This window comes from Streptomyces sp. NBC_00654, assembly GCF_026341775.1.
GTDB lineage: Bacteria > Actinomycetota > Actinomycetes > Streptomycetales > Streptomycetaceae > Streptomyces.
Genome location: NZ_JAPEOB010000003.1, coordinates 932,352 through 958,891 on the forward strand (window position 1 = coordinate 932,352; position 26,540 = coordinate 958,891).

Below are 26,540 nucleotides of genomic sequence, written 5' to 3' on the forward strand. Positions count from 1 at the left end.
CCCACCGCTCACCCCGCATGCGGCACACTGGACGTTTGGCCGCAGCAGCGGCCGCACCCCCGCAGAAAGGGCCGAAGCGCGTGACCGGACCCCTCATCGTCCAGAGCGACAAGACGCTGCTCCTCGAAGTCGATCACGAGCAGGCCGAGGCCTGCCGCCGGGTGATCGCGCCCTTCGCGGAGCTGGAGCGTGCGCCCGAGCACATCCACACGTACCGGCTCACCCCGCTCGGGCTGTGGAACGCCCGCGCCGCCGGGCATGACGCCGAGCAGGTCGTCGACGCGCTGGTGGAGTACTCCCGCTACCCCGTGCCGCACGCCCTGCTCGTCGACATCGCCGAGACGATGGCGCGGTACGGGCGGCTCACCCTGTCCAAGCACCCGGTGCACGGTCTGGTGCTGACCAGCACCGACCGGCCCGTGCTGGAGGAGATCCTCCGCTCGAAGAAGGTCGCGCCGCTGGTCGGGGCCCGGATCGATCCGGACACCGTGGCCGTGCACCCCTCCGAGCGGGGGCAGATCAAGCAGACGCTGCTGAAGCTGGGCTGGCCGGCCGAGGACCTCGCCGGGTACGTGGACGGCGAGGCGCACCCCATCGAGCTGGACCAGGACGGCTGGGCACTGCGGCCCTACCAGCGGCAGGCCGTCGACGGGTTCTGGCACGGCGGGTCCGGGGTCGTCGTACTGCCCTGCGGCGCCGGGAAGACGCTGGTCGGCGCCGGGGCCATGGCCGAGGCCAAGGCGACCACGCTCATCCTGGTCACCAACACCGTCTCGGCCCGGCAGTGGAAGCACGAGCTGGTGAAGCGGACCTCGCTGACCGAGGAGGAGATCGGCGAGTACAGCGGTACCCGCAAGGAGATCCGGCCGGTCACCATCGCCACCTACCAGGTGCTCACGACGCGGCGCAAGGGCGTCTACCCGCACCTGGAGCTCTTCGACTCGCGCGACTGGGGCCTCGTCATCTACGACGAGGTGCATCTGCTGCCCGCGCCCGTGTTCAAGTTCACCGCCGACCTCCAGGCCCGGCGGCGGCTCGGGCTCACCGCGACACTGGTGCGGGAGGACGGCCGCGAGTCGGACGTGTTCTCGCTCATCGGGCCCAAGCGGTTCGACGCCCCGTGGAAGGAGATCGAGGCGCAGGGCTACATCGCGCCCGCCGACTGCGTCGAGGTCCGGGTCAACCTCACGGACTCGGAGCGGCTCGCGTACGCGACCGCCGAGGCCGAGGAGAAGTACCGGTTCTGCGCCACCACCGCGACCAAGCGCAAGGTGACGGAGGCACTGGTGCGCAAGCACCAGGGCGAGCAGACCCTCGTCATCGGGCAGTACATCGATCAGCTCGACGAGCTGGGCGAGCACCTGGACGCGCCGGTCATCAAGGGGGAGACGAGCAACGCGCAGCGCGAGAAGCTCTTCGACGCGTTCCGGCAGGGTGAGATCAGCGTGCTCGTCGTGTCGAAGGTCGCCAACTTCTCCATCGACCTGCCCGAGGCCACCGTCGCCATTCAGGTGTCGGGGACGTTCGGGTCACGTCAGGAGGAGGCGCAGCGGCTGGGCCGGGTGCTGCGGCCGAAGGCCGACGGGCACGAGGCGCGGTTCTACTCGGTGGTCGCCCGCGACACGATCGACCAGGACTTCGCGGCGCACCGCCAGCGGTTCCTGGCCGAGCAGGGGTACGCGTACCGGATCATCGACGCGGACGAGCTGCTGACCGACAGCTGAGGCGGCGCACGAGGGCGGACGGGGCGGCGGGGCCTCGGCGCCTCCCGGGTACGGCGTACTCATCGGGTGCGCCGTACGCCCGCCTCCTCCGCGTACTCCCCCAGGACGACGACGCCGAACGCCGTCCGCGTGAAGACCTTGAGGGCGCGCAGCGCGTCGCCGACGCGGTGGGGCCGGTGGTGACCGGTGGCCGCTGTCGCGCCGTGCGCGGGGCCGGTCCTGCGTGGGTTCAGGGTGACGGTGCTCATGTATCCATGGTGCTCCGGACGCCCCCGCGAACGCGTCGGTCCGCGGGCGGAACCGGTGGGGCCGGCGGGTAGACCTCCGGTCGCACGGCGTCCCCTACGGGTTGCCGGCCCGCCGTACGCCCACCGGACGATGCCCGTCCGGGCCGCGGCCGTACGGGATCCCGTTTCGACGGGACGGCCGGTGATCGATACACTCCTCCGTCTGCCCGCCTCCCGCACCGTGGTACCGGCCTCACACCGGCAGCCGGGGGAGCGCCGCCGGCCGGACGGAAACCGGTCGACAGCCCATGAGCCGCACTCGTACGCGCAAGCCGCGCGTACCCCTGTGCGAATGCCCTTGAGAGCGGACCGCGTCGACTCCCGTGTCACCGGAGTGCGCGGTCCGCCGTCCTGCGTTGAAGAGCCGGAGGCAACACCGTGCCCGCGCACGTAGCAGAAAGCGATTCCACCACCGACCCCCTGGCACACGAACGAGCCCACCTCGCCGCGTCCCGGGCGGCCCTGCGCGCCATGCGCGAGGACGTCCAGGCCCTCGACATCCGCGATGTCACCGCGAACTGGGTCAACGCCGTCGTGCTCCAGGCCCAGATCGACGACCGCATCAAAGCGCTCGCCGACCTCTCCCACACCCCGCTGTTCTTCGGCCGCCTCGACTATCTGCACGCGGTCGGCGGCGAGCTGGCCGAGGGCGCCGAGGGCGAGCAGTTCTACATCGGACGGCGCCATGTGCACGACGCCGCCGGAGACCCGATGGTCATCGACTGGCGGGCGCCGGTCTCCCAGCCGTACTACCAGGCGTCCCCGAAGAACCCCCAGGACGTCGGGCTGCGCCGCCGCTTCGGCTACACCGGCGGCGAGCTGACCGCGTACGAGGACGAGCACCTCACCGACCCGGAGGAGGCCGCCCGCACCAGTCGGCTCCTCCAGGCCGAGATCGAGCGGCCGCGCGTCGGACCGATGCGCGACATCGTGGCCACGATCCAGCCCGAGCAGGACGAGATCGTCCGCAGCGACCTGGGCGGCACGGTCTGCGTCCAGGGAGGTCCCGGCACCGGCAAGACGGCCGTCGGCCTGCACCGTGTCGCGTATCTGCTGTACGCCCACCGCGAGCGGCTGGCCCGTACCGGCACACTCGTCATCGGGCCGAACCGGTCCTTCCTCCACTACATCGAGCAGGTCCTCCCCGCCCTGGGCGAGCTGGAGGTGAAACAAGCCACCGTCGACGACCTGGTCACGGCACAGGTCGAGGTCCGGGGCACGGACGAGGCGGCGGCCGCCGTCATCAAGGGCGACGCCCGGATGGCACAGGTGCTGCGGCGGGCCATACGTTCGCATGTGACACCCCCGGCCGAGCCGGTCGTGGTGGTGCGCGGGTCGCGCCGCTGGCGGGTGCCCGCGTACGAGCTGGCGGAGATGGTCGACGAGCTGCTGGCCCGCGACATGCGCTACGGCTCCGCCCATGAGGCGCTGCCGCAGCGGATCGCGCACGCCGTCCTCGTACGGATGGAGGAGGCCGGTGAGGCACCCGACGACCGGGTGCAGAACACGGTGGCCCGCAATCCCGCGGTGAAGGCCGCCGTGAAGGCGATCTGGCCCGCGGTGGACCCGGCGAAGCTGGTGCTGCGGCTGCTGTCGGACGCGGAGTTCCTGGCCGCTCACGCGCAGGACCTGCTCACCGCCGACGAGCAGAAGCAGATCCTGTGGGCGAAGCCCGCCCGGAGCGTGAAGTCCGTGAAGTGGTCGGCGGCGGACGCGGTGCTGATCGACGAGGCCCATGACCTGGTCGCCCGTACGCACTCGCTCGGCCATGTCGTCCTCGACGAGGCGCAGGACCTGTCCCCGATGCAGTACCGGGCGGTGGGGCGCCGCTGCTCGACCGGTTCGGCGACCGTGCTCGGCGATCTCGCGCAGGGGACGACTCCCTGGTCGACGCAGAGCTGGGAGCAGGCGCTGTTCCACCTCGGCAAGGCGGACGCGGTGGTCGAGGAGCTGACGGCGGGCTTCCGTGTGCCGCGCGAGGTGATCGCGTACGCCTCGCGGCTGCTGCCGGAGATCTCCCCGGGCCTGGCGCCGGTCGAGTCGGTGCGTGAGTCGCCGGGGTCGCTCCTCGTGCGGGAGGTCGCGGGCCCGGACGCCCTGGACGCGGCGGTGGTCGCGGCGTGCGAGGAGTCGCTGGGCCACGAGGGGTCGATCGGCCTGATCGCCGCCGACGCCCGGATTCCGGCGCTGGCCGAGGCGCTGGCCGGGGCGGGTCACTCCTGGCTGTCCCCCGGTGAGGAGACCAGCGCCGAGTCCCGGCTGACGCTGGTGCCGGCGTCGCTGGCGAAGGGCCTGGAGTACGACTACGTCGTGCTCGACGAGCCCGCGGCGGTGGTGGACGGCGAGCCGGACGAACGGACGGGCCTGCGCCGCCTGTACGTGGCGCTCACCCGAGCCGTGTCGGGGCTGACCGTGGTCCACGCGGCGGAGCTGCCGGCGGCCCTGCGGTAGGTGTCGCGGCGGGGCGTCGGAGGGCCCGCTGTCGCTGTTACGGCGCAACTGCCGTACGCGCCCGGCCGGGTCGCCGCCGGGGAAGGAGGTGGCCCGGCCACCGCCTCCCCCGGCCACCCGTCAGCCGTCAGCCGTCAGCCGTCAGCCGTCCAGAGCCTCGCGCCACTCCCGTACCGCCGCCGCGTCCACCGGATGCGACCAGCCGCGCGGGCGGGCCGCGCCGCCGATGTGGACCGCGTCGATGCCCGCCGCGAGGAGCCGCGGCAGGTGGTGCAGGTGCAGACCGCCGCCGACCAGGATCTGCGGCTCGTAGCCCGGCTCGCGCGTGCGCGCCGCCTCGGCGAGGAGCGTCGGGATGCCCTCGTCGACCCCGGCGGGCGAACCTGCCGTGAGGTACGTGTCGAGGCCGGGCAGATCCGCGAGCTGCTTGCGCAGGGCATCGCGGTCCGGAGCCCGGTCGATCGCCCGGTGGAAGGTCCACCGGCAGCCGTCCAGCTCGGCGAGAATCCGCTCGACGGCCACGAGATCGGGATACCCGTCCTCGTCGAGGAAGCCGAAGACGAACTCCTCGGCACCCTCCGCCCGCATCTCGCGGGTCTTCTCCAGCAGTACGTCGATGTCACCGACGGCGAACCCGTCCGCCACCCTGAGCATCACGCGCAGGGGAATGTCCACGGCGGACCGGATCGCCGCGAAGGTCTCCCGGGACGGGGTCAGGCCGTCAGCGGCCATGTCGGTGACCAGTTCGAGGCGGTCCGCACCACCCGCCTGAGCGGCGACCGCGTCCTCAGCGTCGAGCGCGATCACCTCCAGGACTGCACGGTTGCTCATGGATCCCCATTCCTCCAGAAACCAGCTATAGGTCTAGTCCAATAGCCAGCCTACGGGTCAGTCACCTGAGGGCGCAGCTCTCCATGTGAACGCGTGATCGCGAACCTGCGCGAGCGCTCGCCGCAGACGAGTGAGACGGGTCGCGGGAATCCCTTGCTTTTCATAGGGGTGGGGGGTATATATGAATCAGCACCACATACCCCCTAGGGGTATAAACGCCCACCCAGGGAGGAACCCGTGTCCGCGCACCACGCAACCGCAGCCGGCACCACGGCCGCCGGTACCGCCGGCGGCACCGCCGCCGAGGTCGAGCTCGCCATCGGTGGCATGACCTGCGCCTCGTGCGCGGCCCGCATCGAGAAGAAGCTGAACCGGATGGACGGCGTCGAGGCGACCGTCAACTACGCCACCGAGAAGGCCAAGGTCAGCTACCGGGGCGAGGACATCTCCGTTCAGGACCTGATCGCCACCGTCGAGGCCACCGGATACACCGCGCAGGAGCCCGCACCGCGCGCACAGGGCCCCGGGAACACCGCCGGCGGCCCCGGGGACGCGGAGGCGGCCGAGGACGACGCGCTGCGGCCGCTGCGACAGCGGCTCCTGACCGCCGTGCTGCTCGCCGTGCCGGTCATCGCGATGTCGATGATCCCGGCCCTCCAGTTCGACTACTGGCAGTGGCTCTCCCTCACCCTCACCGCCCCCGTCGTCACCTACGCCGCCTGGCCCTTCCACCGCGCCGCCTGGACCAACGCCAAGCACGGCGCGGCCACGATGGACACCCTGATCTCCGTCGGCACCTCGGCCGCGTTCCTGTGGTCGCTGTGGGCCCTGTTCTTCGGCACGGCGGGCATGGTCGGCATGACCCACCCGTTCGAGCTCACCATCGGCCGCAGCGACGGGGCCGGGAACATCTATCTCGAAGCCGCCGCCGGAGTGACCGCGTTCATCCTGGCCGGGCGCTACTTCGAGGCCCGCTCCAAGCGGAAGGCGGGCGCCGCGCTCAAGGCGCTCCTGGAGCTGGGCGCCAAGGAGGTCACCGTCCTGCGCGACGGGCGCGAGGTGACCGTGCCGACCGCCGACCTCCAGACCGGTGACCGGTTCGTGGTCCGCCCCGGCGAGAAGATCGCCACCGACGGCACCGTCGTCGAGGGCGCCTCGGCCGTCGACGCCTCCATGCTCACCGGCGAGTCCGTCCCCGTCGAGGTCGGCGTCGGCGACTCCGTCACCGGGGCCACGCTCAACGCGGGCGGCCGGCTCGTCGTCGAGGCGACCCGGGTCGGCGCCGACACCCAGCTCGCCCGGATGGCCAAGCTCGTCGAGGACGCCCAGAACGGCAAGGCCGCCGCCCAGCGCCTCGCCGACCGGATCTCCGCCGTGTTCGTCCCCGTCGTGATCGCCCTCGCGCTCGGCACGCTCGGCTTCTGGCTCGGCAACGGGGCGGGCCTCACCGCCGCGTTCACGGCCGCCGTCGCCGTACTGATCATCGCCTGCCCCTGCGCCCTCGGGCTCGCCACCCCCACCGCCCTCATGGTCGGCACCGGACGCGGCGCCCAGCTCGGCATCCTCATCAAGGGCCCCGAAGTCCTCGAAACCACCCGCCGCGTCGACACCATCGTCCTCGACAAGACCGGCACCGTCACCACCGGCAGGATGACCCTCCTCGACATCCACACCGCCGACGGCACCGACCGCAACGACGTCCTCCGCATCGCCGGAGCCCTCGAACACGCCTCCGAACACCCCATCGCCCAAGCCGTGGCCACCGGCGCCATGAACGAGGTCGGCACGCTCCCCACCCCCGAGGACTTCGCGAACATCGCGGGCCTCGGAGTCCAGGGCATCGTCGAGGGCCACGCGGTGCTGGTGGGCCGCGAGAAGCTCCTCGCGGAGTGGGAGATCCACCTCCCCGTGGAGCTGGAGCGCCTGAAGTCGCAGGCCGAGGCCGCGGGCCGTACGGCCATCGCGGTCGCCTGGGACGGCGAGGCGCGGGCGGTCCTGGAGGTGGCGGACGCGGTGAAGGACACCAGCGCGGAAGCCATCGTGCGGCTGCGGGCCCTGGGTCTCACCCCGATCCTGCTGACCGGCGACAACCGGGCCGTGGCGGAATCGGTCGCGGCCGAGGTCGGCATCGACGAGGTCTACGCCGAGGTCATGCCGGAGGACAAGGTCGACGTCGTCAAGCGCCTCCAGGCCGAGGGCCGTTCGGTCGCCATGGTCGGCGACGGCGTCAACGACGCGGCCGCACTGGCCCAGGCCGACCTGGGCCTGGCGATGGGAACCGGCACGGACGCCGCGATCGAGGCCGGTGACCTGACGCTGGTACGGGGCGACCTGCGGGCCGCCGCCGACGCCATCCGGCTCTCGCGCCGGACGCTCGGCACCATCCGGACGAACCTGTTCTGGGCCTTCGCCTACAACGTCGGGGCCCTGCCGCTGGCCGCGGCCGGACTGCTCAACCCGATGATCGCGGGGGCCGCGATGGCCTTCTCCTCGGTCTTCGTGGTCGGCAACTCGCTGCGACTGCGGGGCTTCAAGGCCTCCTGAGCGTTGGGGACTCCCGAGCGTCGAACCTCCTGAGCGTTCGGGACTCCTGAGCGTTCGGGACTCCTGACGCCGCCGACTGTCCGCCCAGGGCTATCCGCCCACGACGAACCGGACCCGCGTTCCCGGCACGGCCTGCGCCGCCGCCGGGAGCGCGGGTTCCGGCACGACCCCGACGACCGGGTAACCCCCGGTCGTCGGATGGTCGTTGAGGAACACCACGGGCCGCCCGTCCGGCGGCACCTGGATCGCCCCGAGCACCAGCCCCTCGCTGGGCAGCTCCCCCTCGCGGGCCCGCTCCAGGGCCGGTCCCTCGGTGCGCAGGCCGATGCGGTTGCTGTGCGGCGAGACCCGGTACGCGGCGGTGGTGAGCGTACGCAGCGCGGCTTCGGTGAACCACGTGTGGCGGGGGCCCGGACGCACGGGGAGCACCAGCTCGGTGGGGGCGGCGGGCCAGGGCACGGCGTCGGGGAGCGGGAGCCCGTACGCCCCCGGGGGGCCGGGTGGGAGACCCAGCGGGAGTACGTCCCCGTCGCGCAGGGGCGCGGGCCCGAGCCCCGAGAGCAGGTCGGCCGAGCGGCTGCCCAGCACCGGTTCCGGCACCAGGCCGCCCGCGAACGCCAGATAGCCGCGCAGCCCGGTCAGCGCGGGCCCCACGTCGAGGACCGCACCCGCCGGTACGCGGACGGGGGCGCCCCAGGCCACCGGCCTGCCGTCGACCGTCACCCGGCACCCCGCACCGCCGACGACGGCCACCACGGACCGGGCCGGGCGGACCGCGCAGCCGGTGACCGTGGTCTCCAGGACGGCCGCGCCGGGCGGGTTGCCGGCCAGCCGGTTGGCCAGCCGGGCGGCGGGCGCGTCCAGGGCTCCGGCCCGCCCCACACCGAGGTGCGCCCAGCCCGTCCGCCCCTCGTCCTGCACGGTGGTCAGGGCACCGGCACGGATCACGTCGAGCGTGTGAGGGGTCATGGGCATGTCTCGGCCGTACGCTCCGCCGTCGTTCCCGCGGCCGTGCGCTCCACCGCACTCCCCGTAGCCGTGCGCTCCACCGCACTCCCCGCCGGGACGAACCTCACGCGGGTGCCCGGCCCCAGGAGGGCGGCCGGTTCGCGGGCCGGGTCCCACAGGGCGCCCGGCTCCGGCATCCGGCCGATGAGCTGCCAACCGCCGGGCGAGGGGCGCGGGTAGACCCCGGTATAGGGCCCGGCGAGGGCCAGCGCCCCGGCCGGGACCTTCGTGCGCGGGGTCGTACGCCGGGGCACGTGCAACTGCTCGGGCAGCCCCGTGAGATAGCCGAAGCCGGGCGCGAAGCCGCAGAAGGCCACCCGGAATTCGGCACGGGAGTGGATACGCGCGACCTCGTCCACGGCGACGCCCCAGACCGCCGCGACCTCGGCGAGGTCCGGGCCGTCGTAGACGACGGGGATCTCCACCGCCTCGCCCGTTTCGCGGCGCAGCGGCGGTATCGGCCAGGAGGCGAGGTCGCGGGCGAACCGGGCCAGGGCGTCACCCGTGCGGTCCGCGATGCCGTCGAGGAGCACCGTACGGGCACCGGGGACGATCTCGCGGACGGCGGGGAGTTCACCGCGGGCGCGGCGGCGGAGCAGCTCCGCGTGGAAGGCCTCGGCGTGTTCGCCGCAGGCCAGTTCGACGAGGAACGCCCGCCGCCCGGCGGGAAGCACCCGCACCCCGGATCCCCCGGGAGCCGCCCGCACCCCAAATTCCCCGGGAGCCGCCTGCGCGCCGGACTTCCCGGACACCTCACGCGCCCCGGATTCCCCGGGCACCGGAGCCGCCTCACGCGCCCCGGGCACCACTCCCGCTGCCCCTGGCACTCCCAACGCTCCCGGCACTCCCAACGCCCCGGCCCCTCCGGGTGCCTCGCGCTCCCCGTTCACGCGAAGGCCCGCACCGCGACGCCCGCCTCTTCCAGCGCGGTCCGCACCCGGCGCGCGAGGGCCGCCGCGCCCGGGGTGTCCCCGTGGACGCACAGCGAGCGCGCCGCGACCGGTATCCGGCTGCCGTCGGCTCCGGTCACCGCCCGCTCGACGGCCATGCCGACACTGCGGCGTACGACCTCGTCCGCGTCGTGCACCACCGCCCCGGGTTCACCGCGCGGGACCAGAGTGCCCCGCGGGGTGTACGCGCGGTCGGCGAAGGCTTCCTCGACGGCGGGCAGCCCCGCGGCCGCGGCGTGGGCGAGCAGCCGGGAGCCGGGCAGGCCGAGGACGGCGAGGCCGCCGCCGCCCGCGAGCCGGACGCCCTCGACGACGGCCGCGGCCTGGTCGTCGTCCCAGACCGCGCGGTTGTAGAGGGCTCCGTGCGGTTTGACGTACGAGACCGTGGAACCGGCCGCCTCCGCGAAGACCCGCAGGGCGCCGATCTGGTAGGCGATCTCGGCGGTCAGCTCGGGGGCCGGCACATCCATCGAGCGACGCCCGAACCCGGCCAGGTCCCGGTACGAGACCTGGGCCCCGATCCGTACGCCGCCCTCGGCCGCCGCGTCGCAGACCCGCCGCATCACGGAGGCGTCGCCCGCGTGGAAGCCGCAGGCCACATTGGCGCTGGTGACACACGCGAGGAGCGCGTCGTCGTCGGTGAGGGTCCAGTGCCCGAAGCCTTCACCGAGATCCGCGTTGAGATCCATCATCACGGGCGCACGCTAACGATTGTTCAACAACCCGGCAAGGCCCGGTCCGGGGAACGGGACACCCGTACGGTTCACTGGGCGTACACAGCACACGCACCACACCACACAGCGGAACACGGCGACAAGCAGGGGCGGGGCATGGCAGGCGCGACGTCAGGGGCAGGGGCGGGAACGGCGGGGCGGACCGGCACGCCGGATCTCTCCGAACTGGCCGCCGACAGCGCCTCCCCGGCCCGTTCCGGCACCGCCGAACGCGTCGCCGCCATCCTGCGCGACCGGATCTCGCAAGGCTGTTTCCCACCGGGCAGCCGGCTCTCCGAGGAGTCCATCGCCGGTGCGCTCGCCGTCTCCAGGAACACCCTGCGCGAGGCGTTCCGGCTGCTCTCCCACGAACGCCTCCTGGAACACCGCCTGAACAAGGGCGTCTTCGTCCGCATACTGGCCGTCGACGACCTGGTGGACATCTACCGCGTGCGCCTGCTGGTCGAGTGCGCGGCCCTGCGCGCGCTGGGCGAGCCGCCGTACGACGTGACGGACGTCGAAGCCGCTGTGGCCACCGGGGAGCAGGCCGCCCTGGCGGACGACTGGGCGGCCTGCTCGACCGCGAACATCCGCTTCCACCAGGCCCTGGCCGGGCTGGCCGGCAGCCCGCGCACCGACGAGCTGATGCGCAACGTCCTGGCCGAGCTGCGGCTCGCCTTCCATGTGATGGCCGACCCGCGCCGCTTCCACGAGCCCTATCTGACCCGCAACCGAGAGATCACGGACAGGCTCGCCGAGGGCGACGCGGCGGGCGCCGAGCGGCTGCTCGCCTTCTACCTGGAGGACTCCCGCCGCCAGCTCGCGGAGGCGTACGCGGAACAGCTCACGGCCCAGTAGGCCCGGCCGCGGAACGGCTCACAGCCCAGTGGCCCCCGGTCGCGGAACAGCTCACAGCCCAGTGGCCCCCCGGCCGCCGAACCCCGTCGGCCCACCTCTCCGGCGTACCCGCCCCTGGAGTGACCCCGATGCCTCCCGCGCTCCCCGCCACGTACGTCGTCCCGTTCGCCGCCCTGGCCCTGGACACCCTGCCGGGCCACTGACCCCACGCGCCGCGTACGGACCGTACGAACTCCCGGGTTGGCTCACAACACTCTGCCCACTAGGTGAACGCGCATCTACCATGGCCCTGTTGACAGATAACTGACCACACACGGGGTGCCAGGTGTCAGAACTGATCAGCATTGCCACAGCACTTGCACCGGCCTTCACCAGCGCCGCGACCATGTTCGGCTCCGCCGTGCTGACCTCGGCCTCCGACCGCATCGCGGATCAGACCGTGACCGCGGGTGAGGGATTCTTCCGCCGCCTCGTCTCCAGGAACCGGGAGACAGGGGGAGAACAAGCCACTGATCCGGCGGGCGCGCCCACGCAGGGAGCACACGGAACGGACAGCGGGCTCGACGCCGAACGCGCCGACGAGCTGGACGCGCTGCTGGACAGCCTCGACGAGGAGGAGCGGCGCAAACTCGCCCAGGCCGTGACCGCCTGGCTGCGCGGCCCCTCCCGGGAGCTGGACGCCGACCACCTGGTGGGCCATGTGCACCGGGTCTCCGGGGTCCCCGCTCCCGCCCCCGTTACGCACATCACGCACAACAAGGCCATCGCGCAAGGCCGTTACTCCATCGCCGCCAACCACATCAACACCGTCATCGTGGGCGGGGAGCAGCCACCGCAGGACCAGAGATGACCACCCCGGGCCACGGGAGCCCCTCACGCGACTCCGCGCAGTCCACCGGCCCTCAGAGCATCGCGGCCACCCACATCGACTCCCTCACACAGAACATCATCAGCATGGGCGCCTCGCCCGTCGCCGGCTGGCTGCTCCTCGTGCCGGTCTGCTTCGTGGTGGTGTACGCGGTGCTGGGCTGGCCCTCCGGTGGTTTCGAGGGACAGGCGGGCTGGTTCACGCTGTTCCTGCTGTTCCTGACGGCCGCCGCGCTCGGCGCCGTACGCCACCTCACCCGGCCCGGCGGCACGGAACGGCGGAGGAACGGGGCCGGGAACGGACGGCGGAAGGGGAACGCGGACGGACTGCGGAACGGGGACGGACAGCGGAACAGGGCCGGGAACGGGCCGGGGAAGAGGCCCGGCCGCCGGCTGCTGTGGGTGCCGCTGGCCTCGCTCCTGTTCTCCCTGCTGAGCTGGGTGAGCTTCGAAGCCCTGGCCGGCAACAGCCAGGTGCCGGTGAACATCGAGATCGTGGGCACACAGCCGCTCGACGGGGTGCAGAGGCGGACGCTGACCCTGATCGTCGCGGCACCGGCCGCCGAGGACCGCCGCGACCGGCTGCGCCTCGCCCTGACGATCAGCGAGGAGAACCCCGCCAAACCGGCCTGTGTCCACCGGGCCACGGCGACCATCACCGCGAGGACAGCGAGCGTCACACCGCGCATGGAGTCCGTACCCGCCCGGTCCGAACGGGACTTCACGCTGGGCACCCGGGGCACCCCGGTGGAATTCACCCTGGACGTGACGAGCGATTCACGGTGCCCCATGCGTCTGGAGAAAGCGCTCGGCACCCTGCACAACGGCTGACGCACACACGACATCTGGGGGACCCCATGGCCGGAGCAGCACGGTACCGACGGTTGGCCCTTGTCCCTGCGGCGCTCCTCACCCTGAGCCTCTCGGGATGCGGCACCGAGTCCATCCTGAACGACGACACCCGGGTCGGCTCGAAGAGCGATCAGCCGGGTACGAGCTACTCCCCGCACGACGGGGAGTTCAACGGCCTGGACATCACGGTCATCGACGCCCTGTTCCGGGATCTCGGGTACGACTCGCCGCGGCCGATCCCCGTCCAGTCCAAGAACCGGACGCGGGACCTGCACGACGGGGACATACATCTGGTCGCCGCCACGTTCTCGATCACCCCGAAGCGCATGCAGACCGAGGCGAAGGGCGGCGAAGGGCTCGACTTCGTGGGCCCGTACGCCTCCACGCAGCAGGGCGTCCTCGTCGCGGACGGCGACACCGGCATCCAGGAACTGTCCGACCTCGACGGCAAGCAGGTCTGTGTGTGGAAGGGCACGACCTCCGACACCGAGCTGAGCGGCAAGGCGTACGAGAACATCCGCCTGCGCCGGGAGACCGACGCCCGCACCTGTGTGCAGGCGCTGCTGGACGGGCATGTGTCCGCCGTCTCCACGGACCAGCTGATCCTGTACGGATTCATGGAGCACTACCGGGGCAGACTCAAGGTCGTGCCGGAGATCAAGTTCGGCGAGCCCAACGACTACGGCATCGCGATGGTCAAGGGGCACCGCGAGGACTGCGAGAAGCTGCGCGACGCCCTCAAGCACTATGTGAGCGGACCTGACTGGGACCGTGACGTCGAGAACAATCTGCCGCAGCTCCCCAAGAGCGAACGGGACGAGGCGCACCCCACGGAGGACGAGATCTCCTCGCTGTCCTGCGTGGACGAACCGAAGAACATGCCGACCGGCTGATCCACGCGCACGCTCCCCGGGCCCGGCCGCGGGGCACCCTCTAGGGTCGGGCCCATGACCGACACGACGCCGCCCGGATCCGACGAGGACGCCCGTACCGCCGCGCTGCGCGACCGCTGGCGGGAGGCGCTCACCGCCGCCCGGTCCGGGGCTCCGGGCCCCGATCCGCTGCCGTACGCCGACAACCTCCTGGCCCGCTGGGCGGAACCGCAGCGCCGGTACCACACGACCGCCCATCTGACAGCGGTCCTGGACCGCGTCGACACACTCGCCGGCCACGCGGAGGACCCGGCCGCGGTACGCCTGGCGGCCTGGTTCCACGACGCGGTGTACCGGCCGGACCGCACGGAGAACGAGGAGCGCAGCGCGGTGCTCGCCGAGCGCGCGCTGTCCGAGGCGGGCGTCCCCGAGTCCGTCACGGCGGAGGTCGCCCGGCTGGTCCGGCTCACGGTCACCCACGACCCGGCGCCCGGCGACCGCAACGGCGAGGTGCTGTGCGACGCGGACCTGGCGGTCCTGGCGGGCGGCCCGAAGGAGTACGGGACGTACGCGGCGCAGGTGCGCGAGGAGTACGGGTTCGTGCCGGACGACGCGTTCCGGGAGGGCCGGGCGGCGGTGCTGCGTGAGCTGCTGGAGCTGCCGAGGCTGTTCCGTACGCCGCACGGGAGAGCGGAGTGGGAGCCGAGGGCGCGGCAGAACCTGACGACGGAGCTGGAGCTGCTGTCCGCGTAGGACGTGTCCGAACCCACACCGGATCTGCCGTCCGCGCAGGACGTGTCCGAACCCACACAAGAGGTGTCCGAGGGGGAAGACAGGCGGGAATGCAACGGGCATGACCGGCGTTGGGCCCTGTCATGCCCGACTCTGCCTCCCGCCGCGCCCCCATGCCGCTGGCCGTATACATTCTCGGCCTCTCGGTCTTCGCCCTCGGCACCAGCGAGTTCATGCTGTCCGGGCTGTTGCCGCCCATCGCCGACGACATGAACGTGTCCATTCCCCGTGCCGGACTTCTCATATCGGCCTTCGCGATCGGCATGGTGATCGGCGCACCGCTGCTCGCCGTGGGCACGCTCCGGCTGCCGCGCAAGACGACGCTGATCACCCTGATCTCGGTCTTCGGCCTCGGCCAGATCGCGGGTGCGCTGGCTCCGACGTACGAGGTGCTGTTCGTCTCACGGGTGGTGAGCGCGTTCGCGTGCGCGGGCTTCTGGGCGGTCGGGGCGGCGGTGGCCATCGCGATGGTGCCGGTGAACGCGCGGGCGCGGGCGATGGCCGTGATGATCGGCGGGCTCTCGATCGCGAACGTGCTGGGCGTGCCGCTCGGGGCGTTCCTCGGTGAGCACCTGGGCTGGCGGTCGGCGTTCTGGGCGGTGGGCGCGGCGTCCGCGGTGGCGCTGGTCGGCGTCGCGACGCGTATCCCGCACATCCCGCTGCCGGACCGGAAGCCCGAACTGAAGCAGGAGCTGTCGATCTACCGGGACCGGCAGGTCTGGCTGTCGATCGTGATCACGGCGCTGGCGGCGGGCGGCGTGTTCTGCGCGTTCAGCTACCTCGCGCCGCTGCTGACGGATGTGGCGGGCCTGGAATCGGGCTGGGTGCCGTGGATCCTCGGCCTGTTCGGGATCGGCGCGGTGATCGGTACGACGATCGGCGGCCGGGTCGCGGACGCGCACCTGTTCGGGGTGCTGCTGAGCGGGGTGACGGCGTCGACGGTGTTCCTGGTGGCGCTGGCCCTGTTCGCCTCCAGCCAGATCATGGTGGTCGCGCTGGCCTTCCTCCTGGGCCTCTCGGCGTTCTTCACGGCCCCCGCGCTCAACGCCCGGATGTTCAACGTGGCGGGCGCGGCCCCGACGCTGGCCGGGGCGACGACGACGGCCGCGTTCAACCTGGGCAACACGAGCGGCCCGTGGCTGGGCGGCACGGTGATCGACGCGGACTTCGGCTACGAGGCCACGGCCTGGGCGGGCGCGGCGATGACGGTCCTGGCCCTGGCGGCGGTGGTCGTCTCGCTCCGGCTCCAGCGGGCCGGCTCCCGGTCGTCCCTGCTGGTGGCGAAGAACGTGGCCCCCGCTACTCCGGAGCCGGCCGCCCCTTCGGCCTGCGCAGCCCCGCGGCAGTGAGGCGCCGCACCAGCTCCTTGGACCCGATCTCCCGCGCCCCGGCCCGCACGGCGTCCGCGTACCGGGCTTCGGGCAGGTCGTAGTGGTCCCGCTCGAAGGCGCGGGGCGGGCAGCCGATCACGGCGGCGAAGGCGTGCAGTTCCTCGAACGACACATCGCTGACCAGGTGCGACCAGAGCCGCCCGTGCCCCGGCCAGTCCGGCGGATCGATATAGACGGTCACCGCCGCGACACCCCGCTCAGCGCCCCCACGGGCGCCACCATCACGGTCGCCTTGGTGCACACCCAGTGCGGGTCGGGCCCCAGTTCCGGCTCGACGTCCAGCGCGTGCGGCCCGTCCTCGACACACACGGGACACAGCGGCCACCGCCCGTACCGCTCCAGCAGCGCGTCCTGCACATCCTGAGCGATCAGCCCGACGACGAACTCCGCCCCCTCGGGCCACTGCTCCACCCACCAGCGCCGATGGGTCACCGCGTCCTCGACGAGCGAGACGATCTCGGCCTCGGCGACATCGCCCGCGGCGAGATCGGCCATGACCAGCGCGCGTGCGGTGTGCAGTGCCTGCTCCAGGGGGTTCAGCTCCATGCAGCCATTGTCCCCCGCCGACGCGGTAGGTCCCGGCGTCCGGCCGGGGAGGACGCAGGCGGAGGCGGCTGGGGGCAGCGTGTTCCGTGCATGTCGTGCAGGTCAGACCGACATGACCTGCACGTCGTACTGCGGGATCCAGAGGTTCCGGGTGACCAGGACCATCTCTTCGGCCTGCGCCTGCGCGATCAGTATTCGGTCGAAGGGGGCGGTGTGCACTATCGGCAGCCGGCCTGCCCGTACTCCGTGTGCGGCGGTGATGGGCAGGCCCCTGAACTGGAGATCGCGCACCCGCTCAGCCAGGTCTCCCGGGCCCTCGAACCTGCCGAGGAACTGCTTGACGGTGATCTCCCACGGTGACACCGCACTGACGTACACAGCGGGCTCGGTGTCCAGCAGTTCCTTGAACGATGAGGACAGCTGCGGCGAGTCGTCGAGCCACCACATGACCACGCGCGTATCGAGCAGAAGACGCATCAGCGCATCCCGAGAGCGTCAGCCACTGAGACGGGCGCATCGTCGAAGGTGGTGGGGATACGGATATGGCCCCGCAGCGAACCACGGCCGGGCCTCTGCACCTTCGGCCGTGGGCGCAGCGCCCTCGCCACCGGCTCGCCCGCGTTGCTGATCACGACCAGTTCGCCGCCGACCATCTGTTCAGGGTGCCCGAGAATCGCGGCCTGGTGCGGTAGGTGTGGTGCGCGTGGCGGGCGTGGCGGGCGTGGCGGGCGTGCCGCTGAAGGAACCTCTTCCACAGCGCCTTCACGATGGGATCACCGAACCGGCAATAGGCTGCACCCGCCCCCCGGCGACCGCCGTCGCCCGTACGGTCAGCGGCTCCGCAGCATCCAGGCGCAAGGAAGGCCCACCGTCGCGTAGGACGATGATGACGGCGAGCCCTCCCGATGCGTACCGTTCGCTCCGGACCGCACGGACCGTGTGCCAGGCACCCCAGGCACGTACGCACTGCCCGGGCCTGACGGTTACCGCCGCGATCTCCACCTCCGCGGGTGCGGGGTCGATACCGGGTGCCAGCAACTCCGCCCATACCGTCTTGCCGATCCCGGCCCGACGTTCATCCACGCCCCAGCGATGGGCCGGGGTCTCGACGAGCAGGAGCCCGCGCCCGCCTTTGTCCAGCCCGCCCGGCCGCCGCACCTCCGGCCGGCCCGCCCCCGCGTCGCTCACCTCCAGCCGCAGGAGTTCGCCCCTCCCCCGACACTCGATGCGCACGCCCACCAGCCGGTCCCCGGGCACTGGCACCCGCAGCGCGTTGGTCACCAGCTCGGAGAGCACCAACTCACCATCTGCTGCGGCTGCCTGACCGGCCCGCCACTCCCCGAGCTTTGCTCGCAGCACAGCTCGCGCCCGGGGAACGCTGCTGTGGCAGCGAGAGAGCCTGAAGGTCACTTCGTTCGGTGTAGCCACGGCAGCTCCAAGAAGGTCGACGTCTGGTCGGAATCCCCCACAGATAGGGGCAGTTCGCGTCGAACGAGGCAACCCCCATGCCCAGCAGAATGGATGAGCCGCACGCGATTCTGCAACGTTGCCGACCAACGCCATGCCGTTTTTCACCCTTTCGAGTAACCCTGTTTCATTGCAGGAGCAACTTTGATAGAGGTGTTCGCATGCAAGCGAAGAGCACCACCGCCACCCCATCAACCGTTCTTGGGCGCCAACTTGGTGATGAGCTACGCCGGTTGCGGGAGGCCGCCGGACTGACCACTGCCCAAGCGGCAGAGGCGCTCGACTGCACCAAGGGCAAGATCAGCCGGATCGAGAATGGCCGCGTCGCGGTCCGCCTCCCCGACCTGACAGCCATGCTGCACTCGTACCAGGTCTCGGATCACGAGGTTCGAGACCGACTGACCTCGCTCGCGCGCAAGGCCAACCGCAGGCGCAGGGAAGGGTGGTGGAACCAGTACGGGTCGGTCCTCGCCGACACGTACCGGGACTACATCGCCCTGGAGGCAATGGCGGGTTCGATCCGCACCTTTCAGGCGCAGCTCGTCCCTGGACTGCTACAGACCCCTGAGTACATTCAAGCGGTGACTGTGGCCTCCCGGCAGTGGGAGACAGCGGATGAGATCGACAAGTTCGTCCAAGTGCGCCTTGCCCGGCAGAAACGTCTGGCGGGCGATCAGCCGTTGCACCTGTGGGCCGTACTTTCCGAGGCTGTCCTCCTCCAGCAGGTTGGTGGCGCAGCAGTCATGAACGCGCAGCTGAAGCACGTGTTGGCCAGCTCTGAGAACCCCAACGTGACTGTTCAGGTGCTGCCGTTCTCCCGTGGAGCCCATGCGAGTATGTTCGGCCCGTACGTAGTGCTGGGATTTCCCGAGGAGGGAGCGCTCGACGTGGTACTGGCGGACAACCCGTCCGGTTCCATGTGGCTGGAGCGAGAGGCAGATGTCTCCCGCTACCAAGACCTGTTCGACGCCGCGCGCACGTCCGCGCTCTCGCCGACAGAGTCCCGCACTGTCATCCACCGCCGGGCCAAGGAGCACAGAGCATGAAGAGCGCACACCGCAGTACGCCGAAGTTCTCGGAGGCGAGCTGGCGCACCAGCACGTACAGCGGCGGCAATAACGAGTGCCTCGAAGTCACCGACAGCATCCCCCACCTCGTCCCCGTCCGCGACAGCAAGCGCCCCAACGGCCCCGTGATCACCTTCACTCCCGACGCGTGGCGCACGTTCATAAGTCGGCTGGACTGATCCACCAGGCCGCGGTGCAAGCGTGCAACCCGGATACCCGCAGCGAGACCAGCGGGGCAGTTTCCCGGGGTCGAGATAGATCGCGGGACAGGTGAGCGCGGCGCCCTCGGTTCGATGGGCGATCAGCGGGCGTCGAATGACCAGACCAAGCCGACTTCTGCGTCGGACACAGCAATGAGTCCGGCGTCCCAGTCCCATTGGCTGCAGGGGTTACCCCCAGTCGGGGGCGAGAGGTAGAAGTCCGGTTCCTCAGCCCCGCACCCGGTGTTCGCATAGAACCGGGTTCCCAACGGAAACCGGGACAGGATGACACGAGCCCGGTGCTCCATCTCGGGCCTTTTCCGGTCGAAGTCCCGTTCACGTTTGACGTCCAGATAACTGGTTGCGAGCACAACCAAGAATCTTTCAATGGAGACTCGCGGTATCTCTTTCACACGCGACTGCCACACGTTCACGTCTTCCGGCGTCGCCGGAGGCGGCGCGAAAGGAAACGTCGGGTCATCCCAACGTTCGTCCTGGCCATCGTCATGGTCGAGAGACTGCCACCCCCGAGGGTCCTGCGCATCACCCCGCATGATCGACGCAACGTCGTACCACCACTCTTCGTTCTCCCGCCGTGTGACGGCAATGATCGTGTACTGCCGGTACATCACGAGCGCGTCCGCCCAAGCCTCTTCTCCGAGATCGGTCACTTTCTCCTTCATGCGGGCATCGACGTCACGGAACTGCTCCGGCGCCGCCACGGTACCTGCCGCCCCGGTCCGGCGCTCACCCTCTGCCCGGTTTCGGAGCGAAAGAGGGCCCAGGGGCTCAGCGGAGTATTTCCGAGGGGTGTTTACAGGCCACCTGTGCGTGCGTGGAGCTGGGCCGGGTCCGGACCACGACCGGCTGGCCATTTTTGTTCGTTGCTCTCGGAAAGCGTGCCGTGACAGCATTCAACGCGTGTTCGATAACGGGGATGACATAGCAGAGCCGCCTGCCCGGCGTTCGAGGATCGCCGACTTGGCCGATTGGCCTGCTGACGAGGCGCGTTCCGCACTGCATGAGGCACCGGACCCGGCCCCTGCCATGGCGCCGGACGACGGTCCGGCGGCGGCTCGGACTGAGTTTGCTGTGTTGCTGGGCGAGTTCCGGCGTACGGCGGTGCTGGTGCCGCTGGATGCCGACGGGGATCTGTGGTCGGCGGAGCAGAACGGGGTTCGCTGGATCTGTGCGTTCTCGGACGAGGAGGCGCTGGCCAGGTTCGCACAAGCCCGGGGGGATGCCGAGCGGGAGTGGGCGTACCAGGCGGTGCTGGGTGCGCGGTTGCTGGATGTGATGGTGCCGATGCTGCCGGGCCCTGCGGGGGTGGCGCTGGACGCGGGCAGTGTGGACGGCGGGATGTTGTTCCCGCCGGTGGCGGGCGTCGTGCCGGATGCGGTTGCGGTGGATCTCGGGGGGATGCAGTGAGCGGGGAGAGTCCTGATCTTGATGTGCCGCCGGAGGCGTTGGCTGCGATCGCGAAGGGGATCGATCTGGCGCATGCGGAGTTGAAGGAGCTCGGGTTCATCGGCGAGGCGTCGACGGGTCGGGGGTTTTCTGATCTTGCTTTGTCGGGGCTGGAGTTGGGGCACGGCGGGCTGACGTCGGAGTTCGAGACGTTCTGCAACCGCTGGGAGTGGGGTGTGCGGGCCCTCACACAGAAGGGCAACGGCTTCGCGCAGGGAGTCGGGCTGTCGGCGGGTTCCTTCGCCGAGCAGGAGCAGTACATCAAGGACTCGTTCAAGGTCGGTGTGAACTCCGTGAACGGAAATCCGCACCTGTCCGAGGACGACGTCAAGGCCATGAGCTGGGACACGATCAGCAAGCAGTCCCCGTACGACAGCCCGGACTGGAGCTGGGACTCGATGGCCGAGGCTCATGATGAGGCGGGACAGACGTGGCGGGACACCACGTATGACGCGGAGGACGCGCTGCTCGACTCGTGGGAGAACTCCGGGTTCATCTCCCCGGAGCGGCGCGATGCGATGGACGAGACGCTGAAGGAAAAGCTCGATCCGTCACAGGAGACGATCGAGCAGTCTGAGCAGCCGCGGTGGGGGCAGGGCGACTGATGGTGGACTGGGGGAAGCTCGGCGGAGACATCTACGACGGGGCCGGCGATCTCGTCGACAAGGGCAAGGAGATCGTCGGCGAGGGGATCGACAAGGGCACCGATGTGCTCGGCTCCGGTCTGGAGAAGGTCGGTGCCGACGAGTGGGCGGACAAGGTCGAGGACTGGGGCGATGAAACCGCCTCCTCGCTGGGGGTGGAGGTCGGGGAGCAGCAGCTCGGGCAGAGCGAGGAAGCGAATGAGCTGATCCACGGCAGGCCGGAGAAGATCGCCGCGGCGGTGAAGAACCTTCGCGACTTCCAGAAGGCGTTCGATCTCGTCGGCGGCGGGATGAAGAAGCTTGACTCCGGTCACTGGAAGGGTGTGGCCGCCGATACCTTCCGGGCGAAGTTCGAGACCCTGCCCACAGACTGGTTGCGTGCAGCGGATGCGTTCGAGGACGCGGCAACCGCAATGGAGACATACGCCGGTACGGTCACCAGCGCGCAGGGCAAGGCCGGTGAGGCGATCGCCCTCTACAAGGAGGGCAAGCACGACCACGAGACGGCCGCTGCCGCGTTCCGTGAGAAGGCCGAGGCGTACAACGCGGTGCGCAACACCGATCATCCGCTCCCGCATCCGGGAACGTTCACCGATCCGAGCATAGCCAAACGGCAGCATGCTCAGGAGATGCTGGGGCACGCCCGGCGGGCGCGTAACGACGCTGCCGAAGCGGCCAAGAGCGCGATCACCGCTGCGATGGCGCACGCCCCGAAGGAGCCCACCGGCCTGGACCGGGCCAAGCAGGAGTTCTACGACTACGGGGTCGGCCAGGGCATCGAGCTGGCCCACTTCGGCGGCGGCGTCATCAAGGGCACCGCGGGGCTGGTGAACTTCATCCGCTCGGTCAACCCGACCGACCCCTACAACCTGACGCACCCGGCCGAGTACTACAAGGGTGTCAACACCACGCTCGCCGGCCTCGTCTCCACCGCCACCAACCCCGACCGGGCACTCAAGAACGCCTGGGACGCGGCCAAGGGCGACCCCTCCGAATTCATCGGCCGACTCGTCCCCGAACTGGCAGGCACGAAGGGCGGGGGCGTCCTCAAGGGACTCGCTCGCCACGGGCTGAGGGACGGGGCGGAGAGCGCTGCTCGCAAGGGTGTCGAGAACCCAGCGAAATCATCGAAGCCTGACAAAGGGGTGGAGAAGGATCCCACGGACCCGGTCGATCTGACCACGGGAACGATGTACCTGCCGCAGACGGACATCGCCCTGCCGGGAACTCTTCCGTTGGTCTTCCGCCGTCGGGTCGCCTCCGACTACCGTGCGGGGCGGTGGTTCGGGCCCTCCTGGTCTTCCACGGCTGACCAGCGGCTGGAGATCGACTCCCAGGGCGTCGTCTTCGTATGCGAGGACGGCCTGCTGCTGTCCTATCCGCACCCTGCCCCGGGTGTACCGGTCATGCCGAGCCACGGCCCGCGCTGGCCACTCGATCTGGACACCACAGGCGACTACACGATCACCGATCCGGACAGGGGCCGAACACGGCACTTCAGCCCGCGCACCGCGGATGTCGCGCTCCTGGCTCAGATCGACGACCGCAACGGCAACTGGATCCAATTCGAGTACGACGAGGCCGGTGCACCGGTCTCAATCGTCCATGGTGCCGGCTATCACCTGAAACTCACCACGAGCGACGGCCGGATCACCGCACTTCACCTCGCAGGCGCCGCACCGGACGGCAACGCCCAGGAGATCCTCCGCTACAACTACGCCGACGGCCACCTCACTGAAGTCACCAACTCGTCGGGGCTCCCGCTCCGGTTCACCTATGACGACCGTGGCCGGGTCACCTCCTGGACCGACACCAACAACAGCCGGTACGACTATGTCTACGACGACCAGGACCGGTGTATCGCTGAAGGCGGGGCCGCAGGTCACATGGCCCTGCGCCTGGATTACGACGGTACAGATCCCGAGAGCGGGATGCGGGTCACGACCGTCACCAGCAGCACCGGAGCCGTCCATCGCTACGTCGTCAACGACACCTACCAGGTAGTTGCCGAGATCGATCCACTGGGCGCGATCACCCGCTTCGAACGCGACCGCTACAACCGCCTGCTGTCCCGCACGGACCCGCTCGGCCGCGCCAACCGCTTCGAATACGACGACTCAGGGCAGCTGACCGCTGCGGTGCGCCCGGACAGTCGGGAAATGCTCGCACAATACAACGACCTGAGGCTGCCGGTCCGCATCACCAACCCGGACCGGACCGTGGTCCGCCAGGAGTGGGACGAGCGCGGCAACCGTCTTGCTGTCATCGCCCCGTCCGGCGCCGTGACAAGCACCGCCTACAACGAGCGCGGCCACGCGACCTCCGTGACGGACGCGCTGGGCAACACGACATACTTCCGCAGCAACGCGGCCGGACTCCCACTCGAGGTGACCGACCCCCTCGGCGCCAAGTCCCGCCTCATCCGGGACGCGTTCGGCCGCCCGGTAACCGTGATCGACCCGCTCGGCGCGGTCACCCGCCTTGAGTGGACAGTTGAGGGGAAGCTGTCCCGTCGAACCGACGCGGACGGCGCCACACAGTCCTGGACGTACGACGGAGAGGGCAACTGCCTCACCCACACCGACGCCATGGGCGCCGTATCCCGCTTCGAGTACACGCACTTCGACCTCATGACGTCCCGTACCGGCCCCGACGGCGTGTGCTTCGAATTTACCCATGACCACGAACTCCGCCTCACCCAGGTCCTCAACCCGCAGGGCCTGACCTGGGACTACGTCTATGACTCGGCTGGCCACCTGATGTCCGAGACCGACTTCGACGGCCGCACCTTGACCTATGAACGCGACGCGGCGGGCCGCTTGATTGCGCGCACCGACGCCCTCGGCCAGGTCATCCGCTATGAGCGGGACGAGCTGGACAGGATCGTTTGCAAGAACGCCGCAGGTGCCGTCACCACCTTTTCCTACGACCTCTCCGACCAGCTCGCCGAGGCCGTGAACGCGGACGCCACCATCACGTATCTGCGTGACCGCTACGGACGTCTCCGGTCTGAGACCGTCAACGGCCGGAAGATGTCGTACGAGTACGATCGGCTCGGACGCCGCACCGGCCGCACCACCCCCAGTGGCGCGGTCAGCACTTGGGCATATGACGGCGCAGGACGGCGCACCTCACTCACCACCTCGGGCCGCATCCTCAGCTTCGAACACGATGCGGCGGGTCGGGAGGTTGCCCGGCACATTGGCGACAGCGTGAGTCTGGCCTCGCAGTTCGACTCGATGGGCCGCCTCACTTCCCAGCAGGTCATCGGAGCTGGCCGCAGCATCCAATGCCGCGATTACGCCTACCGTGCCGATGGCCACGTGACTGGCATCACCGACCAACTGGCCGGCACGAAGCTCTTCAACCTCAACCCGGCAGGTCGTGTCACCAGCGTCCAGGCAGCGGGATGGACGGAGAGCTACGCGTACGACGAAATGGGCAGCCAAACAGAGGCGCACTGGCCTACGTCGCACCCCGGCCGAGAGGCGAGAGGGTCGCGCACCTACTCCGGCACAACGATCACACGCGCCGGCGATGTTCACTACAAACACGACGCGCTCGGCCGCATTACCCTCCGTCAGAAGACTCGACTCTCGCGCAAACCCGACACATGGCAATACGAATGGGATACCGAAGACCGACTCACTTCCGTTACCACACCTGACGGAACGCTCTGGCAGTACGCGTATGACCCCCTTGGACGCCGCCTCTCAAAGCAAAAGTTGGCGGCGGACAATGAGTCCATCTTGGAACGAACCGCCTTCGCATGGGACGGCACCACCCTGTGCGAACAGTCCACACTCTCCACGCAGCCGAGTCACCCCGTCACCCTTACCTGGGATTACCACGGCCTGCGACCCATCGCTCAAACCGAGCGCATCACGGCCGATGATGTCTCCCAGACCACAATCGATCACCGATTCTTCAGCATTGTCACAGATCTAAGCGGTAGCCCGGCGGAGCTCATCGATGAGCGGGGTCACATTGCCTGGCGAAGTCGATCGACCCTTTGGGGTGCTACCACCCGGAATGTGAAAGCGACCGCACATACCCCGCTGCGCTTCCCGGGTCAATATCACGATACTGAAACAGGATTGCATTATAATGTTCACCGCTATTACGATCCGGAAACTTCTCGCTATTTATCCACGGATCCACTAGGCCTCGCACCTGCCCCTAATCCCGTGGCATACGTGAGTAACCCCCACACGTGGTCCGATCCTCTTGGCCTTGCCCCGGACTGCAACCTCGGACAGCGGGATACTCATCGTGGTGAATCTCAGAATCGACCTGGCGGGCAGCGCGGCCCCGCTGTAAGCATTGACCAATTGAAGATGGAACTGGGACGCGCAGGAATTCCGGTATCAGAATATGACATTGTCCACAAACCTACAATTCGAACACCGGACGGCGTCGCGTTCGGAAATAGTCCACACACGCTGGACGGGTATCCGATGGTTGGCCCCCGAGGTCTTCCACTGATCGAGATTTCTGATATTGGTTTGCGTGATCTGGACGAAGCTGTCGCAACGGTCAATCATGAAATTTATCATCACAAGCATTTCGAGTTGACTAGAAAGTCAGGTAATCCTTGGGGTGGATCAGAGGAAGCCGCCGAGGGGTACGGGCAACAGATGCTCGAGAAATTCCACCGCCAGAGAAGGTAGGGGTTCAATGCGAGAATTCAGTGGGCAGCAACAGGAGGAGTTGCTGGCGGGTCCGCGATTTGTAGACGACCCATCGGAGCGCGCTTGTCCGGCGTGCGGCGTTAAATCCGTGCGCATGTACATCCATCGTTCGAGTATGCGGCAACGCCCCACTCGGATCACATACGCGTGGTGCGCATCGTGCAGGAGATTTAAGGGCTGGACTGGCCCAGACCTGGGTGAGATCAATTTTAATGACCCACTGGATTCGCTTTCAATGGATCAGTGGAGGGCGTTGCAGGCCGATTTTGATGCGTTTCTAGAGCGCCTGGATGACCTATGGGAAGTGGGTAGCCTGCC

Annotated in this window: 24 protein-coding genes; 14 read left to right on the top strand and 10 right to left on the bottom strand. The window is 69.7% G+C overall.

Going from position 1 to position 26,540, the window contains the following annotated elements:
* The first annotated feature begins 80 nt into the window (after positions 1-80).
* Complete coding sequence (locus OHA98_RS36595; RefSeq protein WP_266932057.1) at positions 81-1,724, top strand: DNA repair helicase XPB; 1,644 nt, start codon at positions 81-83, stop codon at positions 1,722-1,724.
* A gap of 59 nt (positions 1,725-1,783) precedes the next feature.
* Here the strand turns inward: OHA98_RS36595 and OHA98_RS36600 are convergent, their stop codons facing one another.
* Positions 1,784-1,972: a hypothetical protein gene (locus OHA98_RS36600; protein WP_266932058.1), complete on the bottom strand. Its 189-nt coding sequence runs from the start codon at positions 1,970-1,972 to the stop codon at positions 1,784-1,786.
* 417 nt (positions 1,973-2,389) lie between these two features.
* Here OHA98_RS36600 and OHA98_RS36605 point away from each other — a divergent pair, with 417 nt between their 5' ends.
* Positions 2,390-4,462 (top strand): UvrD-helicase domain-containing protein, encoded by a 2,073-nt coding sequence (locus OHA98_RS36605; protein ID WP_266932059.1) that lies wholly within the window; start codon positions 2,390-2,392, stop codon positions 4,460-4,462.
* Between the two features lie 141 nt (positions 4,463-4,603).
* Here OHA98_RS36605 and OHA98_RS36610 read toward each other — a convergent pair whose 3' ends face one another.
* Complete coding sequence (locus OHA98_RS36610; protein ID WP_266932060.1) at positions 4,604-5,293, bottom strand: copper homeostasis protein CutC; 690 nt, start codon at positions 5,291-5,293, stop codon at positions 4,604-4,606.
* A gap of 237 nt (positions 5,294-5,530) precedes the next feature.
* On the opposite strand from OHA98_RS36610, the gene OHA98_RS36615 reads away from it, so the two are divergent.
* Complete coding sequence (locus OHA98_RS36615; protein ID WP_266932061.1) at positions 5,531-7,837, top strand: cation-translocating P-type ATPase; 2,307 nt, start codon at positions 5,531-5,533, stop codon at positions 7,835-7,837.
* A 90-nt stretch (positions 7,838-7,927) separates the two neighbouring features.
* Here the strand turns inward: OHA98_RS36615 and OHA98_RS36620 are convergent, their stop codons facing one another.
* The 3 genes from OHA98_RS36620 to pxpA all read right to left on the bottom strand — a co-directional run bounded on the left by OHA98_RS36620 (position 7,928) and on the right by pxpA (position 10,484).
* Positions 7,928-8,806, bottom strand: a complete 879-nt coding sequence (locus OHA98_RS36620; protein ID WP_266932582.1) for a biotin-dependent carboxyltransferase family protein — start codon at positions 8,804-8,806, stop codon at positions 7,928-7,930.
* On the bottom strand, positions 8,803-9,519 hold the full coding sequence (locus OHA98_RS36625) for an allophanate hydrolase subunit 1 (RefSeq protein ID WP_266932584.1): 717 nt from the start codon (positions 9,517-9,519) through the stop codon (positions 8,803-8,805). Before OHA98_RS36625 ends, OHA98_RS36620 begins: the two co-directional genes overlap by 4 nt.
* Before the next feature lie 212 nt (positions 9,520-9,731).
* Positions 9,732-10,484: a LamB/YcsF family protein gene (gene pxpA / locus OHA98_RS36630; protein WP_266932586.1), complete on the bottom strand. Its 753-nt coding sequence runs from the start codon at positions 10,482-10,484 to the stop codon at positions 9,732-9,734.
* Between the two features lie 141 nt (positions 10,485-10,625).
* Here pxpA and OHA98_RS36635 point away from each other — a divergent pair, with 141 nt between their 5' ends.
* From OHA98_RS36635 to OHA98_RS36660, 6 genes are all read left to right on the top strand, one after another.
* Positions 10,626-11,366, top strand: coding sequence for a GntR family transcriptional regulator (locus OHA98_RS36635; protein ID WP_266932062.1), 741 nt, complete (start codon positions 10,626-10,628; stop codon positions 11,364-11,366).
* 325 nt (positions 11,367-11,691) lie between these two features.
* Positions 11,692-12,216: a hypothetical protein gene (locus OHA98_RS36640; RefSeq protein ID WP_266932063.1), complete on the top strand. Its 525-nt coding sequence runs from the start codon at positions 11,692-11,694 to the stop codon at positions 12,214-12,216.
* Positions 12,213-13,064 carry a hypothetical protein gene (locus tag OHA98_RS36645; protein ID WP_266932064.1) on the top strand — a complete coding sequence of 284 codons (852 nt, stop codon included), beginning with the start codon at positions 12,213-12,215 and terminating at the stop codon, positions 13,062-13,064. Before OHA98_RS36640 ends, OHA98_RS36645 begins: the two co-directional genes overlap by 4 nt.
* Positions 13,065-13,117: 53 nt before the next feature.
* Positions 13,118-13,978 carry a transporter substrate-binding domain-containing protein gene (locus OHA98_RS36650; protein WP_266932066.1) on the top strand — a complete coding sequence of 287 codons (861 nt, stop codon included), beginning with the start codon at positions 13,118-13,120 and terminating at the stop codon, positions 13,976-13,978.
* 54 nt (positions 13,979-14,032) lie between these two features.
* Positions 14,033-14,710: a hypothetical protein gene (locus tag OHA98_RS36655; protein ID WP_266932068.1), complete on the top strand. Its 678-nt coding sequence runs from the start codon at positions 14,033-14,035 to the stop codon at positions 14,708-14,710.
* Positions 14,711-14,862: 152 nt separating this feature from the next.
* Positions 14,863-16,098, top strand: coding sequence for a Cmx/CmrA family chloramphenicol efflux MFS transporter (locus OHA98_RS36660; RefSeq protein ID WP_266932588.1), 1,236 nt, complete (start codon positions 14,863-14,865; stop codon positions 16,096-16,098).
* Here the strand turns inward: OHA98_RS36660 and OHA98_RS36665 are convergent.
* The 4 genes from OHA98_RS36665 to OHA98_RS36680 form a co-directional block, all read right to left on the bottom strand.
* Positions 16,049-16,321 carry a DUF4031 domain-containing protein gene (locus tag OHA98_RS36665; RefSeq protein ID WP_266932070.1) on the bottom strand — a complete coding sequence of 91 codons (273 nt, stop codon included), beginning with the start codon at positions 16,319-16,321 and terminating at the stop codon, positions 16,049-16,051. The two genes, OHA98_RS36660 and OHA98_RS36665, sit on opposite strands and share 50 nt — an antisense overlap.
* On the bottom strand, positions 16,318-16,686 hold the full coding sequence (locus OHA98_RS36670; RefSeq protein ID WP_266932071.1) for a hypothetical protein: 369 nt from the start codon (positions 16,684-16,686) through the stop codon (positions 16,318-16,320). The genes OHA98_RS36665 and OHA98_RS36670 overlap by 4 nt, the downstream gene beginning before the upstream one ends.
* Positions 16,687-16,788: 102 nt before the next feature.
* Positions 16,789-17,163, bottom strand: coding sequence for a type II toxin-antitoxin system VapC family toxin (locus OHA98_RS36675; RefSeq protein ID WP_266932073.1), 375 nt, complete (start codon positions 17,161-17,163; stop codon positions 16,789-16,791).
* A gap of 285 nt (positions 17,164-17,448) precedes the next feature.
* Entirely contained in the window at positions 17,449-18,114 is a 666-nt protein-coding gene (locus OHA98_RS36680) for an ATP-binding protein (RefSeq protein WP_266932075.1), read from the bottom strand.
* Positions 18,115-18,314: 200 nt separating this feature from the next.
* Here OHA98_RS36680 and OHA98_RS36685 point away from each other — a divergent pair, with 200 nt between their 5' ends.
* Both OHA98_RS36685 and OHA98_RS36690 read left to right on the top strand, forming a co-directional pair.
* On the top strand, positions 18,315-19,199 hold the full coding sequence (locus tag OHA98_RS36685; protein WP_266932077.1) for a helix-turn-helix transcriptional regulator: 885 nt from the start codon (positions 18,315-18,317) through the stop codon (positions 19,197-19,199).
* Positions 19,196-19,399, top strand: a complete 204-nt coding sequence (locus OHA98_RS36690; RefSeq protein WP_266932079.1) for a DUF397 domain-containing protein — start codon at positions 19,196-19,198, stop codon at positions 19,397-19,399. The genes OHA98_RS36685 and OHA98_RS36690 overlap by 4 nt, the downstream gene beginning before the upstream one ends.
* Before the next feature lie 122 nt (positions 19,400-19,521).
* Here the strand turns inward: OHA98_RS36690 and OHA98_RS36695 are convergent, their stop codons facing one another.
* Positions 19,522-20,142, bottom strand: coding sequence for a hypothetical protein (locus tag OHA98_RS36695; protein WP_266932081.1), 621 nt, complete (start codon positions 20,140-20,142; stop codon positions 19,522-19,524).
* 199 nt (positions 20,143-20,341) lie between these two features.
* On the opposite strand from OHA98_RS36695, the gene OHA98_RS36700 reads away from it, so the two are divergent.
* The 3 genes from OHA98_RS36700 to OHA98_RS36710 are packed head-to-tail and all read left to right on the top strand — an operon-like array spanning position 20,342 to position 26,201.
* The gene (locus OHA98_RS36700) at positions 20,342-20,848 is read left to right on the top strand and encodes an SseB family protein (RefSeq protein ID WP_266932083.1); all 507 of its coding nucleotides are present in this window, start codon (positions 20,342-20,344) and stop codon (positions 20,846-20,848) included.
* Positions 20,845-21,492: a hypothetical protein gene (locus tag OHA98_RS36705; protein WP_266932085.1), complete on the top strand. Its 648-nt coding sequence runs from the start codon at positions 20,845-20,847 to the stop codon at positions 21,490-21,492. Before OHA98_RS36700 ends, OHA98_RS36705 begins: the two co-directional genes overlap by 4 nt.
* Positions 21,492-26,201 (top strand): putative T7SS-secreted protein, encoded by a 4,710-nt coding sequence (locus OHA98_RS36710; protein ID WP_266932086.1) that lies wholly within the window; start codon positions 21,492-21,494, stop codon positions 26,199-26,201. The genes OHA98_RS36705 and OHA98_RS36710 overlap by 1 nt, the downstream gene beginning before the upstream one ends.
* Positions 26,202-26,540: the final 339 nt, after the last annotated feature.